The sequence below is a fragment of the Actinotignum sp. usb-actsch-rep-73 genome (assembly GCF_059082735.1).
The window spans coordinates 34639-51131 of record NZ_JBHNPV010000074.1 but is presented as its reverse complement, the minus strand read 5'-3'; the positions used below and the strand labels follow the sequence as shown (position 1 = coordinate 51131).

At 56.8% G+C, this 16493-nt stretch carries 17 protein-coding genes; 16 read left to right on the top strand and 1 reads right to left on the bottom strand.

The genetic code is table 11. From position 1 onward, the window contains the following. Positions 1 to 41 precede the first annotated feature (41 nt). Entirely contained in the window at positions 42 to 1142 is a 1101-nt protein-coding gene (locus AC5RE1_RS06660) for a polyprenyl synthetase family protein (RefSeq protein ID WP_103631884.1), read from the bottom strand. A 198-nt stretch (positions 1143 to 1340) separates the two neighbouring features. On the opposite strand from AC5RE1_RS06660, the gene AC5RE1_RS06655 reads away from it, so the two are divergent. The 16 genes from AC5RE1_RS06655 to dprA all read left to right on the top strand — a co-directional run bounded on the left by AC5RE1_RS06655 (position 1341) and on the right by dprA (position 16483). Then, positions 1341 to 3233 carry an RNA polymerase sigma factor gene (locus tag AC5RE1_RS06655; protein WP_493938474.1) on the top strand — a complete coding sequence of 631 codons (1893 nt, stop codon included), beginning with the start codon at positions 1341 to 1343 and terminating at the stop codon, positions 3231 to 3233. 117 nt (positions 3234 to 3350) lie between these two features. Then, positions 3351 to 3695, top strand: coding sequence for a hypothetical protein (locus AC5RE1_RS06650; protein WP_050998791.1), 345 nt, complete (start codon positions 3351 to 3353; stop codon positions 3693 to 3695). An 88-nt stretch (positions 3696 to 3783) separates the two neighbouring features. Next, positions 3784 to 5061 (top strand): signal recognition particle-docking protein FtsY, encoded by a 1278-nt coding sequence (ftsY, locus tag AC5RE1_RS06645; RefSeq protein WP_493938476.1) that lies wholly within the window; start codon positions 3784 to 3786, stop codon positions 5059 to 5061. A gap of 154 nt (positions 5062 to 5215) precedes the next feature. Continuing rightward, a complete protein-coding gene (gene ffh / locus AC5RE1_RS06640; protein ID WP_493938473.1) occupies positions 5216 to 6808 on the top strand; it encodes a signal recognition particle protein in 1593 nt (530 codons plus the stop codon). After that, positions 6805 to 7911, top strand: a complete 1107-nt coding sequence (locus tag AC5RE1_RS06635) for an amidohydrolase family protein (RefSeq protein ID WP_219585184.1) — start codon at positions 6805 to 6807, stop codon at positions 7909 to 7911. Before ffh ends, AC5RE1_RS06635 begins: the two co-directional genes overlap by 4 nt. A gap of 227 nt (positions 7912 to 8138) precedes the next feature. After that, the gene (gene rpsP, locus AC5RE1_RS06630; protein ID WP_103631881.1) at positions 8139 to 8627 is read left to right on the top strand and encodes a 30S ribosomal protein S16; all 489 of its coding nucleotides are present in this window, start codon (positions 8139 to 8141) and stop codon (positions 8625 to 8627) included. Between the two features lie 2 nt (positions 8628 to 8629). After that, positions 8630 to 8869, top strand: a complete 240-nt coding sequence (locus tag AC5RE1_RS06625) for an RNA-binding protein (protein ID WP_006681183.1) — start codon at positions 8630 to 8632, stop codon at positions 8867 to 8869. Positions 8870 to 9041: 172 nt separating this feature from the next. Next, positions 9042 to 9566 carry a ribosome maturation factor RimM gene (rimM, locus tag AC5RE1_RS06620; protein ID WP_179369709.1) on the top strand — a complete coding sequence of 175 codons (525 nt, stop codon included), beginning with the start codon at positions 9042 to 9044 and terminating at the stop codon, positions 9564 to 9566. Then, a complete protein-coding gene (gene trmD / locus AC5RE1_RS06615; protein WP_219585183.1) occupies positions 9566 to 10909 on the top strand; it encodes a tRNA (guanosine(37)-N1)-methyltransferase TrmD in 1344 nt (447 codons plus the stop codon). Before rimM ends, trmD begins: the two co-directional genes overlap by 1 nt. A 181-nt stretch (positions 10910 to 11090) precedes the next feature. Next, entirely contained in the window at positions 11091 to 11447 is a 357-nt protein-coding gene (gene rplS / locus AC5RE1_RS06610; protein WP_006681180.1) for a 50S ribosomal protein L19, read from the top strand. A 107-nt stretch (positions 11448 to 11554) separates the two neighbouring features. Further along, positions 11555 to 12262, top strand: a complete 708-nt coding sequence (gene lepB, locus AC5RE1_RS06605; RefSeq protein WP_006681179.1) for a signal peptidase I — start codon at positions 11555 to 11557, stop codon at positions 12260 to 12262. Continuing rightward, positions 12252 to 12935 (top strand): ribonuclease HII, encoded by a 684-nt coding sequence (gene rnhB / locus AC5RE1_RS06600; protein ID WP_179369707.1) that lies wholly within the window; start codon positions 12252 to 12254, stop codon positions 12933 to 12935. The genes lepB and rnhB overlap by 11 nt, the downstream gene beginning before the upstream one ends. 35 nt (positions 12936 to 12970) lie before the next feature. Further along, positions 12971 to 13267, top strand: coding sequence for a DUF2469 domain-containing protein (locus AC5RE1_RS06595; protein ID WP_006681177.1), 297 nt, complete (start codon positions 12971 to 12973; stop codon positions 13265 to 13267). Between the two features lie 111 nt (positions 13268 to 13378). Continuing rightward, on the top strand, positions 13379 to 13789 hold the full coding sequence (locus AC5RE1_RS06590) for a YraN family protein (protein WP_006681176.1): 411 nt from the start codon (positions 13379 to 13381) through the stop codon (positions 13787 to 13789). Next, positions 13786 to 15345, top strand: coding sequence for a YifB family Mg chelatase-like AAA ATPase (locus AC5RE1_RS06585; protein ID WP_006681175.1), 1560 nt, complete (start codon positions 13786 to 13788; stop codon positions 15343 to 15345). The genes AC5RE1_RS06590 and AC5RE1_RS06585 overlap by 4 nt, the downstream gene beginning before the upstream one ends. Beyond that, on the top strand, positions 15329 to 16483 hold the full coding sequence (dprA, locus tag AC5RE1_RS06580) for a DNA-processing protein DprA (RefSeq protein ID WP_179369706.1): 1155 nt from the start codon (positions 15329 to 15331) through the stop codon (positions 16481 to 16483). The genes AC5RE1_RS06585 and dprA overlap by 17 nt, the downstream gene beginning before the upstream one ends. Positions 16484 to 16493 lie beyond the last annotated feature (10 nt).

Here is a 16493-nt window from a genome sequence, read left to right as displayed (position 1 = left end):
CATTATCACAGAAGGCAAATCTGAACGCGTAAGGTGACTGGTTACGCCGTACGGGCGGTGATGATCTCAGCCAACTCGGTCAGATCGCGACGCTGATCTTCAGTGAATGGATAGGCGTCAAAACCGCGATGGCCTTCCTTCACTAGAGAATCGATCAGCGACTCGTGGGCGCGTCGACCGCGTTCTTCAATAATCGTCGCGCACTGGGCAATCGCTTCATCCGAAGCATCCTCGTCGCCGAGCACTCCGAGCAGAGTGCGACGTTCGTCTACAGTCGCATGAGACCACGCCAAAGAAAGCAATACGGTTCGCTTGCCCTCACGCAGATCATCGCCGGCAGGCTTGCCCGTGGTTGCCGGGTCGCCGAAGATCCCCAGATCGTCATCGCGAAGCTGGAAAGCGATACCCCACGGAGTGAGGATGGAGTCCAACGCCTGGATCAGCTCGGGTGAACCACCGCCGGCAATCGCCCCGAGAATCGCCGGGTGGACGATCGAATAATGCGCGCTCTTGTGGAGGACAACCTCCATGACATCCTCGACGCTGATGGCAACGTTATCTTCGACGTCCAACGGAAGATTTTCTGCTCGGATATCAAGGTATTGCCCCAAGCCCACTTCCGCGTGCATCGTCGTAAAACGCTGCATGAGCAAGAAGGCGCGCTCCGGGGCCAACAGTGAGCACTGAGAATTGACTGCGGCCTGGGCGGCGGAGAACAACAGGTCACCGACAAGAACGGCGCCGGCGGCACCGAATGCGGTTGCAGACCCTTCCCAGCCCCTATCGCGATGAATCTCAGCAAGGCGAACATGGGGAGTGGGGGCTCCGCGACGCGTATCAGCATGGTCAATGAGATCGTCGTGCGCCAATGCTGAGGCCTGGTAGAGCTCAAGGCCGGCTGCCAACGCCGAAAGGTCAAGATCCGGATCATCCAGCGGACGTTGCAAGGCCAACGAAGCCCCGAAATATGCCAGAAGTCCGCGGAAACGCTTGCCTGACTGGATCGAGGCGACGCAGGTCTGAGTAAATTCATCCGAGACTCGTGACGTGCCGATTTCATCCATCAACGCGATCAGATGATCGTGAGTCGCATTGTCGATGGTGGGGCGGAGTTCGGCGAACCGTGCGGTAAGTGTTTCCATAGGTCACACTGTAGCGTGACACGTGTAAATGTGGTGCTGGTCATTATTGTTTCACCTTTGGTGAGCTACATCATTAAAAATAGGGGTTGACAGGTGAGTTCATCAGGAAAATTTGCACTATCGGACTATAATTAAAAGTAGGTTTTCAGCGCCCGAATCGGCGCGAAGAAGTCCCCATTTTCTGCGAAAGGGATAGGTGTGGCCGGATCGAGCACTACCAAGGGGTCCAAGACTACTTCCAAGGCTAGTAGGGTTGACGAAACAGTAGAGGTAGAAAAGACCGCACCAGCAACGAAGAAGCGTGCTTCGAAGGCTGTGACTCAAAAGGCTACCGACGAAGCTACCAAGGCTCCAGCAAAGAAGACCACGCTCCGTACGGCAAAGAAGACCGCGGAAGCTGGCGACGTCGCTCCCGAAGAGAAGCCTGCTCAGAAAACGACTCGACGTACCGTGAAGAAGGTCGCCGACGAAACTGCAAAGGCTTCGTCTGAAGCTGAAGCCACCAAGGCTCCTGCAAAGAAGACCAAGCGTCGTACCACGAAGAAGGCGACCGCTGAAGTCGCTTCTAGTGATGCTCCTACAACCGACGCGCAGGCTCCGCTTACCCAGGAAGAGCCCGCAAAAACGGCAAAGAAGACGACTCGTCGCACCACGAAGAAGGACGGCGAATCTGCCGAGGTTCAAGAAGACAAGTCCACGAAGAAGGCAACTCGTCGCACGACCAAGAAGACCGTCGAGGGTGCAGAGACCCAAGAAGGTAAGCCCGCGAAGAAAGCTACGCGTCGTACCAAGAAGGTTGCAGAGGCTACAGAGGCTCAAGAAGACAAGCCTGCAAAGAAGACGACTCGTCGCAAGAAGAAGGACGAGCCCAAGGTCGAAGAACCGGCAATTGAAGAGTCTGAAGAAGAGACTGAAGACGATATCGACGATGCTGATATCGATCTGAACGACGAAGAAGAACTCGACGATACTGAAGACACAGATGGCGACGATACGTCAGATGATGAAGAGGAATCTGAAGACGAATCTGAAGAGGAAGATGAAGAGGAAGATGAAGAGTCCAAGCCTAAGCCGTCAGTCGTTGAGGTAACAACGTCGAAGGCAAAGACGAAGGGGAGTTTCGTCGTTTCCGACTCCGACGAGTCCGATGAGCCCGTCCAGCAGGTGACCGTCGCGGGCGCAACCGCGGACCCGGTCAAGGACTACCTCAAGCAGATCGGCAAGGTTTCGCTGCTGAACGCAGAGCAGGAAGTTGACCTTGCCCGCCGTATTGAAGCTGGCCTCTACGCTGAATACAAGCTGAAGAACGAAGCCGATTCGATGACGGCGAAGGAACGTCGTGAGCTGCACTTCATGGCATCCGACGGTCAGCTGGCGAAAAATCACCTGCTGGAAGCAAACCTGCGTCTGGTCGTTTCGCTGGCTAAGCGTTACACGGGTCGTGGCATGCAGTTCCTGGATCTGATCCAGGAAGGTAACCTCGGTCTGATTCGTGCAGTTGAGAAGTTCGACTACACGAAGGGCTACAAGTTCTCCACCTACGCAACCTGGTGGATTCGTCAGGCGATCACGCGTGCAATGGCTGACCAGGCTCGCACGATCCGTATTCCTGTCCACATGGTTGAGGTCATCAACAAGCTCGCTCGCGTCCAGCGCCAGATGCTTCAGGATCTTGGTCGTGAACCCACGCCGGAAGAACTGGCGAAGGAACTCGACATGACGCCCGAAAAGGTCGTCGAGGTTCAGAAGTACGGTCGCGAACCGATCTCGCTTCACACTCCGCTGGGCGAAGATGGCGATTCTGAGTTCGGCGACCTGATCGAAGACTCTGAAGCAATCGTTCCCGCCGACGCTGTGTCGTTCACGCTTCTTCAAGAACAGCTCCACAACGTGCTCGACACCCTGTCGGAGCGTGAAGCTGGCGTTGTGTCGATGCGTTTCGGTCTGGGCGATGGTCAGCCGAAGACCCTGGATGAGATCGGCAAGGTCTATGGCGTGACGCGCGAGCGTATTCGTCAGATCGAGTCGAAGACGATGTCGAAGTTGCGTCACCCGTCGCGTAGCCAGGTGCTTCGCGATTACCTCGACTGATCACCTCGCGTTTGTCTTATCTCAGTAACGTTGCGGTGAGTCATCTCATGGTCACGAAACGATGAAGTCACTAAGTGTGAGGTGGCGGGCGGGCTCGAACAGTTAGAACATAGTTACATGCTCTCGGGTTTTCTCATCATGGCCTTTGTTCTTCTGCTCGTTGTGGTTATCGCTGTTGCGGTGATCGTTGGTTTGGCACTTGAGCGTCGCCCTGCGTCCGTTTGGCAGGAACATCTTCGTGACCAGCGTGAGAAGCTGACGAATGCTCCCGAAAATGATGCCGATCCCGTGTCACCTCACTCGACAACGTTGACGGATCTGATGGGTGATACGTCGTCGATGAAGAACGCGTATTTTGATGCGGATCGGTTGCCCGGCGTTGATCGTATTGAGCGTGTGACGGATCGTTTTGAAGCGATGCAGGAGCACCGCAAGGCAGGCAAGGAATCTTCGGCCGAGTAAACGTTGCCTAGCGTGCCACTAGTGTTCGACTCCGTTAGGTTCAACCAATAAGTGGAACTTGATAGCGTCCATGGGAGATGATGAGCCCATGGACGCTGTTCTTTCATTTTTAAGCTCTCCGGCGGGCATTGCGTGTATTGCACTGCTCGTCGTTGTCATCGTGGGCATTGGTATTGGAGTTGCGCGTAGCTCGAAGAAGTCCATGCCGACTATTACGCCTGCTACTCCGGCCACGCCAGTTACGGCCGCGCCGACAACTCCTGCGGATGAGGTCCCCGCAGATGCACCTGATGCGCGCGGTAGTCCGTCGCCGATCGACGAGGCCGCCTTGTGCGCTCCGACGTCTGCCCCTGTCGTAGATGGCGGGCAAGACCAGCTGACAGCACCTGTTGAAGAGACTGTCGAAGCACCTGAACTGTCAGTTGAGGTTCCTGAATCACTGCCGAGCCGTATGGCTCGCCTGCGGTCGCGCCTGTCGCGTTCGGGCACGCTGGGCAAGGCTATCGTTTCGGTGTTGTCCCGTGGTGAGCTGAAAGCCGCTGACTGGGAAGAAGTCGAAGATACGCTTCTTGTCGCTGATCTTGGTCTTGAAGCGACCGACACGCTGATTGAGGCACTAAAGAATCGCGTGGCTGTCGAAGGTGTTCACGACACTGATTCCATTAAGAGGTTTCTTTCCGAAGAGCTTCTTGCGCTGGTTGATCCTGCGATGGATCGTAGCCTGCATCTTGATCGTCAGGGCGACAAAGGTGAGCTTCCCGCATCGATCCTGATGGTTGGCGTGAACGGCACCGGTAAGACGACGACCGTTGGCAAACTGGCTCGCGTTCTCGTTGCCGAAGGCAAGAGCGTTTTGCTGGGTGCAGCTGACACCTTCCGCGCTGCTGCCGGCGAACAGCTGGGCACGTGGGGCGAGCGCGTTGGTGTTGAGGTCGTTGCTTCTGACCGCGAGGGCGCAGATCCGGCTTCGGTTGCTTTCGATGCGCTCAAGGCTGGCGCAGACAAGAATATTGATGTCGTGCTGGTTGATACCGCTGGTCGTCTGCAGACGAAGTCGACGCTGATGGATGAGCTTGGCAAGGTCAAGCGTGTCATGGAAAAGCAGGCTCCCGTCAACGAGGTTCTGCTGGTCCTCGATGCGACCACCGGTCAGAACGGTATGAAGCAGGCTGAGGTTTTCGCTGAAGTTGTTGGAGTGACCGGCATTGTCCTGACCAAGCTTGATGGGTCTGCAAAGGGGGGCATTGTTGTCTCCGTGCAGAAGGCTCTTGGTGTTCCGGTGAAGTTCGTTGGCCTGGGTGAAGGCGCTGACGATCTTGCTCCGTTTGATCCGCAGGGCTTCGTTGACGCCATCGTGAATGGCTGACACTTTTCGAGTTGCACGTTAGGCGGGTCAGTCTCACGCTGTGTGAGGGCTGCCTCGCATACGGCTGTGATAGCCCGCGTGCGATAGGCTTTGACCACTCAACGAGGTCGTGGCCTCGTACCCTTTTTGCTTTCCACCTTTTGGGAGACTCAACGTGTTTGGAAATCTGTCGGATCGGCTGACTCAGTCTTTTAAACAGCTTCGCTCTCGTGGTGTGCTGACCGAATCAGATGTTGACCAGACAATTTCAGAGATTCGTCGCGCCCTGATTGATGCTGACGTTGCTCTTCCCGTTGTCCGTCAGTTCACCAACTCGGTCCGTGAGAAGGCCTACGGTGCGGCGCGTTCGAAGGCACTGAATCCCGGACAGCAGGTCATTCGAATCGTCAACGAGGAACTGGTTGAGATTCTGGGCGGCGAAACTCGTGAACTGAAGTTTGCCGATCGTGGTCCGACGGTCTTCATGCTTGCTGGTCTGCAGGGTGCCGGTAAGACGACGCTTGCCGGAAAGCTCGGTAAGTGGCTCCGCGAAGAAGGCAAGTCCGTTCTTCTTGTTGCCTCTGACCTTCAGCGCCCGAATGCAGTGAACCAGTTGCAGGTTGTGGGTGAGCGTGCTGGCGTTCACGTGTGGGCGCCCGAACCCGGTAATGGCGTTGGCGATCCGGTGCAGGTCGCACGCTCGGGTCTGAACCACGCGATTGAAAACGGCATTAACGTGGTCATCGTCGATACCGCGGGTCGTTTGGGTGTCGACGAAGAAATGATGGCTCAGGCTGTCGCGATCCGCGATGCTGTTCAACCGCACGAAATCATGTTCGTGCTTGACGCGATGGTCGGTCAGGACGCCGTCCAAACGTCGACCGCGTTCCGCGATGGCGTGGGCTTCACCGGTGTTGTCCTGTCGAAGCTCGACGGTGATGCCCGCGGTGGTGCTGCGCTCTCCGTGCGAGGCGTGACCGGTGCACCGATCCTGTTCGCGTCCACGGGTGAGAACCTCGATGACTTTGAGCGTTTCCACGCTGACCGTATGGCGTCACGCATCCTCGATATGGGTGACATCCTCACCCTGATCGAGCAGGCAGAAAAGAAGCTGGACGCCGAAGAAGCCGAGCGCATGGCGCAAAAGGCAATGGCCGGCGAACTGACTTTGGGTGACTTCCTCTCGCAGTTGCAACAGGTGAAGAAGCTCGGCTCGATGAAGAAGATGCTCGGCATGATTCCTGGCGCAGGCCAGATTCGCGAGCAGATTGAAAACTTCGATGAACGCGAGGTCGATCGTATTGAGGCGATTGTCCGTTCGATGACGCCAGCGGAACGCGAAGATGTTTCGCTGTTGAATGGTTCGCGTCGTGCGCGTATCGCACGAGGCTCCGGTGTAACGGTTGCTGAGGTGAACTCGCTGGTCAAGCGCTTTGAAGCTGCCAAGTCCATGATGGGCCAGATGGGCCAGATGGGCGGAATGCCCGGCTTCGGTAACATGCCCGGCCAGGGCGGTAAGGCGAAGCAGAAGGCGAATGCGCGTGCCGCTCAGGCAAAGCGTGCGAAGGTCAAGAAGAAGGCGCGTTCCGGTAATCCTGCGAAGCGTCGCCAGCAGGAGCTTGAGGCTCTTCTTCCGCCCGAGCAACGTTCGTCTGCTCCCGCTACAGGATCCGCATTCGGCGGTGCGCCTGCTCCCGAACCAACAGCTCGTCCGTCGATGGATGATCTGCCAGACGACATCAAGCGCATGATGGCCGGCCTCAAGTGATCTTTCAGGGATCGCTACTCTGGTCCGCGACCTCCGGCTCACCGGCGTCGTGGACAACCGGTTCGTGGAAGATTGATCCTTCCGGCATCACCATGATCGACGAGGCCGGGACGACAGGTTCGGACTTCACCGGCTTTGCGGTGCCTGGATTCGTTGACTCTCACGCCCATATTGGCGTTGGATCAGATGGGCCCGTGGGCCTTGAAGAGCAAGAAGTACAGGCGCGTGCCCAGAGGAACACGGGTGTCTTGGCTCTGCGCGATTGTGGCGCTCCCGTTGATAATCGTTGGTTGGATTCACGCGATGACCTGCCGAAACTGATTCGAGCAGGACGTCATATTGCTCGTCCCAAGCGATACATTCGTGGCATGCCCATCGACTGTGAGAATCTCGCTGATCTTCCGGACCTCGTCGCTGAGCAGGCGAAACGGGGCGACGGCTGGGTGAAACTGGTCGGCGACTGGATTGATCGCTCGAATGGTGCAGATTCTGACCTCGATCCGCTGTGGCCGACGGAGGTTCTTGTGGATGCCGTTGCAGCTGCCCACGAAAACGGTGCGAAAGTGGCGGTTCACTCCTTCGCTCACGCGACGATCGACTCGCTTCTTGAAGCGGGCGTCGACGACATTGAACACGCGACGGGCATGGACGCGGATCAAGCAGATGAGGCCGCGCGCAGGGGAGTGCTGATCACTCCGACGCTACTTCAAGTTGAATTGTTCAAGGACTTCGCTGATCAGGCCGGAGCGAAATACCCCGTATACGGTGCGACCATGTCTCGTATGTACGACGAGCGTCGCGAGCATTTCGCGATGCTCCGGGAATTCGGCGTCACCTTGGTGATGGGTACTGATTCTGGTGGCTACCAAGAGCATGGGACGATCGGTAAAGAGTTTGAACTCTGGCTGGATCGGGGAGTATCGCGCTTAGAACTGATCGATGTCGCCACATGGAAGTCCCGCATTGCACTGAACTTTGAGCAGTTGAGTCCGGGTGCCAGTGCGGATCTTCTGATCTACCGCGAGGATCCGCGAACAAGCGGTGCATTGGATCAGCCCGACCATGTCGTGATCAATGGGCAGCTGGTTTATTCGCGTTCTTGAATTGCGCTTTGTTTCGGACGTGACCGATTCCACGGCGGGTTGAAGCGTGTGATGAGCCCCAGATTTGGGGCATCGGGCGCCAACTATGGCACAATTGAGGGCGTACTCGGGCACTGAAGGACCCTCTCACCTTCTTTGACCGCGTCCCGGAACAAACATTGACCTGTGTTTCCCACCGGGGAAGTGCACGTTCCAACTCTGAACTAGAAACAGGAGTGACCACACAAGTGGCAGTTCGCATTCGTTTGAAGCGCGTGGGCAAGATTCACGCTCCCGCATACCGTGTTGTCGTCGTCGATTCGCGCAAGAAGCGTGACGGTCGCGTCATCGAAGAGATCGGTCTGTACGACGCACAGCCGAACCCGTCGATCATCCGCATCGACTCGGCTCGCGCTCAGTACTGGCTGGGTGTTGGCGCACAGCCGTCCGACCAGGTTCGTAACCTGCTCGTCCTGACCGGCGACATCGCAAAGTTCAACGGCAAGAAGGATGCGGTTTCCCGCGTCAAGGTTGCCGAGTCTGACAAGGCTGGCGCAGCTGCTGAAGCTGTCAAGGCTGCAGAAGCAGAAGCCGAAAAGTCGAAGGCTGCTCAGGCAGCTGCAAAGGCAGAGGCTGAAGCAGAAGCAAAGGCCGCTGCTGAAGCTGCCGAGGCTGAAGCAAAGGCAGCAGAAGCTGAAGCTGAAGAAGCTCCGGCTGAAGCTGGCGAGGAAGCCTGATCATGCTGGCTGATGCGCTTGAGCACCTCGTCTCTGGAATCGTCGACCACCCGGAAGATGTTCGGGTTTCGGCTCGTTCCATGCGACGCGGTCACCTCCTTGAGGTTCGGGTCAATCCCGATGACCTCGGTCGTGTGATTGGTCGTAGCGGTCGCACCGCTCGCGCTCTGCGCACGGTGATGGGCGCTCTTTCAACGCGCGGTCCTATTCGTGTTGACGTTGTCGACACGGATCGCGAGTAAGCGCTCGCAAACACAACTCACGTGGAGGGGCTCAGTTTTGAGCCCCTCCACTGTTTTATTTCTCCCACGATATGAGCGGTAAACAGAATGCAGACCGATTCGCTGGCCGTGGGATACTAGAAGCCAATACGTCACTTCTCGGTGTACACAACTGAAGGATGAAGGACACACTATGCAGATGACCGCAGGCATCATCGGGCCAGCTCATGGCCTTCGTGGTGAAGCAATGGTGGAAGTACGTTCCGACGATCCTGAGATCTGGACACCCGGCTTTGTCTTCGGTGTACTGGGCGAGCCTGAAATGGAACTGACGGTTCGCAGTGCGCGTATGCACAAGGATCGCCTGCTTGTTGGCTTCGAGGAACTGTCAACCCGCGAACAGGTAGAGGCTCTGCGTGGCAAGAAGCTTCTGGTCGAAGAAACTGAAGAAGAAGACGCATGGTATCCGCATCAACTGAAGGGGTGCGTAGCTGTGATGCCCGATGGCGCAACACTGGGAACAGTGACTGGCCTGCAGTTTGGAATGGCTCAGGATCTTCTTCTGGTCAAGCCCGTCAGTGGAGCAACAGTCATGGTGCCTTTCGTTGAAGAGCTTGTCCCCGAGGTTGACGTTGAGAATAAGCGCGTTACTCTGACTCCGCCTCCCGGCTTGTTTGATGATGACTATGTCGATGCATCGGATAGGAATTCCAACTGATGAGGATCGACCTTTTCTCGATTTTCCCCGAGTACTTCGCGCCCGTAAATCTGTCTCTGCTGGGCAAGGCACACGAGACTGGCCTCGTCGATGTGCATGTCCACGATCTGCGTGATTGGACGCACGACGCACACCGCACAGTTGACGACACCCCGTACGGCGGTGGCGCGGGCATGGTGATGATGCCGACCGTGTGGGGAGAGGCTCTCGACGAGGTCATTGCTGAGTGCTCTGCTGGGCAAGACCAGGACGTTGCGCAACGTCGTGTTCTTGCGATCCCAACACCGTCCGGTATCCCGTTGACGCAGGCAACCGCACGCAACCTGACTAACGTCGATCAGCTGATGATCGCCTGCGGACGATACGAAGGGATTGATCAGCGCGTCGCCGATCACTACCGCGCGTTAGGTGTCGAGGTTCTTGAGTACTCGATCGGCGACTACGTGTTGAACGGTGGGGAAGTGGCGGCGCTCGTGCTTGTGGAAGCGGTGACGCGTCTACTCGACGGTTTTATGGGGAACCCTCAGTCGCTCGAGGAAGAGTCCCATGAGAACGGTCTGTTGGAGTACCCGACGTACACGAAGCCTCGTTCGTGGCGTGATATCGAGGTGCCTGACGTTCTTCTCAGTGGCGATCACGGGCGGATCGAACGCTGGCGACGCGACCTGTCGCTGAAGCGGACAGTCGAGCGCAGGCCGGATTTGATTGCTCAGTTGCAGTACGGGGATCTCGATTCAGCTGACAAAGAGTTTCTTGCTGCCTGCGGGCACCTCGTCACCCCTAGCGGGCATCATACGGTTTCGATTCGAGTGGCTCAGGCACACGATGCCGACGCTCTTGCCGCACTTGCGGCGCGTACGTTCCCGGACGCCTGTCCCGACGTCCTTTCTGATGAAGCAATCGCAGCGTTTATCGGCGACCAGCTATCGCCTGAAGCATGTGCTCGATTCATCGCTCAGCCGGAACGATACCGCGTGCTGGTCGCTGAAATCGGCGGTGAACTGGGCGGATACACCCTGTCGATCATCGGTGAAGACGCGATTGAAAAAGGCATGGTGCGCCCCGGACGTATCGAAGCGTCGGACGCCTACCTGTCCAAGTGCTACACGGATGCTACGTGGCGTGGAAGTGGTCTGGCGGGCGCTCTACTTGAAGCAGCAGTGGCGGACGTTGAAGCTTCCAATGCAGCCCCGCGCTTAGTTTTAGCAACAAACACCGGTAACCTTCGCGCTCAAAAGTTCTACAAGAAGCACGGCTTCAAAAAGAAGGCGCGTCGCACGTTCAACGTCGGGGGAGTAATGAACGTAGACGTTGTCCTCGTGCGGAATCTCACCGTTCGATAGACATATTCGTACCTCGTAGACAGTGGGCACCGCCTGACGAATGTGGCACACTTGAACACGGTGCATTCGAGTGCAACCTGCCGCAGGGGGACACTCACATGAATGCCCGTTGAAGAAAGCGCAGGCCCCGCCTGCCGTATTCGACGCAACTGACCTGCGGCAGAAGTGTCAAGGAGTAAACATGCAGAAGCTGGACGCAGTCGACGCCGCTTCCCTTCGTTCCGATCTTCCTTCGTTCCGCGCCGGTGACACCGTCAAGGTTCACGTGAAGGTTATTGAAGGTAGCCGTTCCCGTATCCAGGTCTTCCAGGGTGTTGTTATTGCCCGTCGCGGTCACGGCGTCTCTGAGACGTTCACCGTCCGCAAGGTCTCCTTCGGTGTTGGTGTGGAGCGTACGTTCCCGCTGCATGCACCGACGATCGACCGCCTTGAGGTCGTCACCAAGGGCGACGTCCGTCGTGCAAAGCTCTACTACCTGCGTGAGCGTCACGGCAAGGCTGCCAAGATTAAGGAACACCGCTCGGGCAGCGCAGAGTGAAACTCTGAGCATGACCACTGTGTGCCCGGTGCCCTTCGGGGCACCGGGCTTGCGTGTTCGTATGCCAACCGGTGTTGGCATCTCCTCTGAAAAGTGAAGGATTACGAGTGACTGACAGTGATTACGCCATCGATTCTGATGGGGATACCGGTTCAGGTGGCTTTTTTGCTTGGATTCGTGAACTTGCCCTGATCGTGGTCGCGGCGTTCGTGATCTTCACTCTGCTCCGCATTTTTATCGTCCAAGTGTTTTGGATTCCCTCCGCGTCCATGCGCGACACCCTGGTGGAAAACGACCGTATCGCAGTCTCACGTATCGCGGCACACACGGGAAATATTGAGCGCGGTGACGTGGTTGTTTTTCACGATCAGTTGGACTGGCTCCCGTCGAATCTTTCAACCGACGATTCTTTTGCCAATGCTGTCGGTAAATTTGTTGGTTTTCTTCCCGGTGGTTCAGATAAAACACTTGTGAAACGCGTGATCGGTGTGGGCGGTGATCACGTCACCTGTTGCACGGCCGAAGGCAAGGTTGCAGTGAATGGTGTGCCCGTGGACGAACCCTACATTGCTGACGGTCAGCTTCCCTCTGACATTTCTTTCGATATTACGGTTCCCCAGGGCACGCTTTGGGTCATGGGTGATAACCGTGGTAATTCAGCGGATTCTCGCTACCACATGGGTTCTGGTGAAACACCTTACGTTCCCGAAGACGCGGTTGTTGGCACCGTGAGCGCAGTTATTTGGCCGACGTCGCATTGGAAGGCAGGCCTGAATCGTCGCGACGTTTTTGCTGGTATTCCCGATGCCCAGTGATGCGACGCGCGATGTCGAACGTGAGCTCCTTACCCGCTATGACGTTGTCATTGGAATGGACGAGGTGGGGCGTGGTGCAATTGCAGGGCCCGTTGTCGTGGGGGCATGCCTTGTCACGGGGGACGAGGCCCCTCAACCAGCGGGGCTTCGCGACTCGAAACTGTTAAGCGAAAAAAGACGCGTCGCCTTGGAGCCTCTGGTGTGCCGGTGGGCGAAGTCTGTTGGTGTGGGTTTTGCTTCGAATGATGAAGTCGACGCCCACGGAATCATTGTTGGCCTGCGTTTGGCTGGTATGCGTGCTCTGCAACAGTTGGATATTCCCAATGGCGCACGCGTGATTGTTCTGCTTGATGGGGCGCATAATTGGCTGACGCGATCCGACGATTTGTTTTCTCCGATTGATGACGCACCCTACCCGGACATTGAGGTGCCACACGTTGTCACTCGCGTCAAGGCTGACGCATCATGCTCGGTCGTGGCCGGCGCATCCGTTGTCGCGAAGGTCAGACGTGACGAATGGATGAAAACGGTGGAAGATCCGGGATACGACTGGGCCTCGAACAAAGGCTATTCTTCGGCAAAACACATTGACGCTCTGAGGCGACTGGGGGTTTCTCCTCTTCATCGCCGTTCGTGGAACCTTCCCGGCACTGGGCGCGCCGAGCGCGCCTGAAGGGTCAGGAACAATTTGTTAGGCATGATTGAACCGTGAGTGAAGACATCGAAAGCTACGAAAACTCTCTGGAACTTGAGCTTTTCCGCGAGTACAGGGATGTCATTGGCTTATTTAAGTACGTGGTCGAAACCGAACGTCGTTTCTACCTCTGCAATCAGGTCGATGTTCAAGCCCGTCCAGTTGGTGGGGATATTTTCTTTGAACTCACGCTGACTGACGCGTGGGTGTGGGACATTTACCGTTCCTCGCGTTTCGTGCGTTCTGTCCAGGTCATCACCTACAAAGACGTGAACGTCGAAGAATTGACCAAGCCAGAGCTGAACCTCTGACCCCTTCGGCGGGTTATCCACAATTTCAGGTGGGTGCTACTTATCCACAATTTCGCTTTCGCTGACTTTCTTTCTGTGTATTCCTGACCGACGCTTGGTGCGGAGGTCAGTATGGGAAACGATTTTCGCCGTCGACTCGGAATGCTAGGCGAGGTCACTGCGACGCGCTTCATCAGCGAAGGTGGTCTGCAGGTTGTTGATCGAAATTGGCGCAACGGCAGGGCAGGCGAGCTCGACATCATTGCGACGGACGGCTCGAACACGATTGTCATCGAAGTCAGAACCCGCTTTGGGAACGCAAAGGGGAGTGCGCTCGAATCAGTTGATGATCGAAAGGTCAGGCAACTACGTTCGCTGTCGGTTGCTTGGGTGCGATCGCATGAGTGCCGTGGGCACTTGCGCGTTGACATTGTTGCGATCACTGTCGATCCGGCAATGCGCGTAGTCGTTGAAGAGTCTGGTCCAGATGCGGACTTACGTGACTACGGTGCGCGCATCGAATGGATTCGAGGCATCGCATGAACGCCTCGCTTGCACACATTGATTCAATTGGACTTGTGGGCATAGAAGGCCATCGGGTGCGCGTTGAAGCACATGTGGGGCGCGGACTGGTCAAGTTCACTCTGGTTGGCCTGCCGGACGCGTCTTTGCGTGAAGCGAAAGACCGGGTTCGCTCGGCGTTGCAGTCCTGCAACTTGGAAGTGATGGACTCTCATATCACCGTGAACCTGTCACCGGCGGGTCTTCCAAAGTCTGGTTCAGGGTTTGATCTTGCGATCGCCATCGCAGTGCTTCAAGCTGCGGGCTCACTGAAAAGACAGGCATTCGTAGGCGCTGCTCTATTAGGAGAACTAGCTCTTGACGGCAGTATCCAATCAATCCGAGGAATTCTTCCCGCGGTCTTGTCGGCGAAGAAACTCGGGATTCAACGTGTCATCGTTCCCGCAACATGTGTCTTAGAAGCTCGTCTTGTCCACGGTATTGATGTCATTGGTTTCGACCACTTAGCTGATCTTGTTACCTGGGCTGGGGGAGATGCTCTACGTCCGAAAACACCTATCCCGATTCTCCACGCTCTGCCGACTGAGAGACTGACAGAAAGCATCACCGCGGTTTCAGATTTAGCAGATGTACGAGGTCAAGACGGAGCTGTTGACGCGTTAGAGGTGGCTGCCGCGGGAGGCCATCACGTGTTGCTCATCGGTGAAGCTGGCTCCGGAAAGTCAATGCTCGCATCACGTATGCCAACGATTTTGCCGCCGATGGATGATCAAACGGCCCTGATGACATCCGCACTTCATTCCATCGCAGGCCGCCTCGAAGACCACGCAACCCTGATGCGCACCCCTCCCTTCCAATCCCCTCACCACAGCGTCACAATGCCGGCCCTGATTGGTGGCGGTAGTGGGATTGCGATGCCGGGTGCAGCATCACTGGCACACGGGGGAGTTCTGTTCCTTGACGAGGCAACCGAATTCATCCCCTCGGTCCTCGACGCTCTGCGCCAGCCACTCGAAGAAGGCGTCATCACGATCCATCGAGCCAAAGGACAAGCCACCTATCCTGCCAGATTTCAACTGATCCTCGCCTCAAACCCCTGCCCGTGCGGTGGTGGAACCAAAGCTCGCCCCTGTCGATGCGCATCCATCCAAAAACGCAGGTACATCACACGACTATCAGGGCCCTTGCTTGACCGCATTGATATCACGATCGCAATGCATGCTCCCACCCGCGCGCAGCTCAACGCCAGCAAACGACGCACATCCAAAGAAGTAGCCGAAAGAGTACTCGCCGCACGCGACAGGGCACGCACACGCCTAGAAGGAACAGGATGGACCCTCAACTGTCAGCTTCCCGGCCCCTGGGTGCGACAGCACTCGGGCATAGCACGCACATACATTGACCGCATCGATCAAGGCGTCGACAGAGGAATTCTGTCCATGAGAGGCGCCGATCGCGTCTTACGCCTCATGTGGACCCTCGCCGACCTAGCCGAACGATCCACACCCAACGACACCGACCTTGCGCAGGCACTACAACTGAGAAACTCAGGAGCACTCGATGCCTTCTATCAATGAACGCGACCTCGCCTGGGCATGGTGGACATGCATCCAAGAACCCGAAGACGCCCATGCCCACGCTCTACGACTTCACCTTGGACTCATTGAATCAGTCGAATGGGTATGCGCCGATTCTCCCGGCCCACTCCCACCACCACTGTCACAGCATCGAAAAACACTCGAAGACGCCTGGAAACGCTTCAAACCACGTGCACTACGCAACAACCTCAACCAAGAACTTGAGGCAATCCACGCCCTAAGCGGACGCTTCATCAGCCAAGAAGACCCATCCTTCCCCAAAGAACTCACCATCCTTCAAGAATCAACACCACTTGGCCTATGGGTCGTGGGCACACTCCCACACACACGTTCAGTCACCATCGTCGGAGCGAGAGCAACAACAAACCTCGGAACAAGGAACGCTTTCGACATCGCATCCGACCTTGCCGACAGAGGCGATACCATCCTCTCCGGCGGAGCATTCGGCATCGACATCGCCGCCCACAGGGGAACAGTCGCAGCAAACGGACAGACAATCGCCATCCTTGCCGGGGGAGTAGCAAACCCCTATCCCGTCTCTCATACCCGCGACTTCGAAACGATCGTCGAATCGTCAGGAGCCATCGTCTCAGAAGTACCACCAAGCTTCAGACCCGCAAAATGGCGCTTCCTTGGACGAAACAGAATGCTAGCCGCTTGGGGGGATGCCACCATTGTCATCGAAGCGTCATCCAGATCCGGTGCCCTCGCAACAGCCAGACGAGCAATGACACTAGGCAAACCCGTAGGAGCAGTCCCCGGACCCATCACCTCGCAATCCTCAACGGGATGCCACGAGCTCATTCGCAACGGTGCCACGCTCATCAGAAACGCATCCGACATCCACGAAATGATCGACCCCCTGCACACGCAACTCCAAGGCACACTCTTCGGTGAACCCGTCTGCCCAGATCAGGGAATCAATGCACTCTCACCCCACGCGCGCAGGGCATGGGAAGCCCTTCCCATACGCAACCTCTCAACACTTTCCACCATCGCCGCAAACGCTGGCATGAGCGAACAGGAAACGTTGCGGGCGCTCGCGGAACTGGAGCTTGACGGGTACGTGCGTTCTAACTCCCGCGGTTGGGCTCGCAAAGGTGGAGCTCGGTGCTGATAATGAAGGC

Bases quoted from the DNA above. Each gene is read 5' to 3' on its own strand.
- trmD (WP_219585183.1), top strand. From the start codon at position 9,566: ATGAGGATCGACCTTTTCTCGATTTTCCCCGAGTACTTCGCGCCCGTA.
- rimM (WP_179369709.1), top strand. From the start codon at position 9,042: ATGCAGATGACCGCAGGCATCATCGGGCCAGCTCATGGCCTTCGTGGT.
- rnhB (WP_179369707.1), top strand. From the start codon at position 12,252: ATGCCCAGTGATGCGACGCGCGATGTCGAACGTGAGCTCCTTACCCGC.
- AC5RE1_RS06625 (WP_006681183.1), top strand. From the start codon at position 8,630: ATGCTGGCTGATGCGCTTGAGCACCTCGTCTCTGGAATCGTCGACCAC.
- AC5RE1_RS06590 (WP_006681176.1), top strand. From the start codon at position 13,379: ATGGGAAACGATTTTCGCCGTCGACTCGGAATGCTAGGCGAGGTCACT.
- ftsY (WP_493938476.1), top strand. From the start codon at position 3,784: ATGGACGCTGTTCTTTCATTTTTAAGCTCTCCGGCGGGCATTGCGTGT.
- rplS (WP_006681180.1), top strand. From the start codon at position 11,091: ATGCAGAAGCTGGACGCAGTCGACGCCGCTTCCCTTCGTTCCGATCTT.
- AC5RE1_RS06660 (WP_103631884.1), bottom strand. From the start codon at position 1,142: ATGGAAACACTTACCGCACGGTTCGCCGAACTCCGCCCCACCATCGAC.
- AC5RE1_RS06585 (WP_006681175.1), top strand. From the start codon at position 13,786: ATGAACGCCTCGCTTGCACACATTGATTCAATTGGACTTGTGGGCATA.
- dprA (WP_179369706.1), top strand. From the start codon at position 15,329: ATGCCTTCTATCAATGAACGCGACCTCGCCTGGGCATGGTGGACATGC.
- AC5RE1_RS06650 (WP_050998791.1), top strand. From the start codon at position 3,351: ATGCTCTCGGGTTTTCTCATCATGGCCTTTGTTCTTCTGCTCGTTGTG.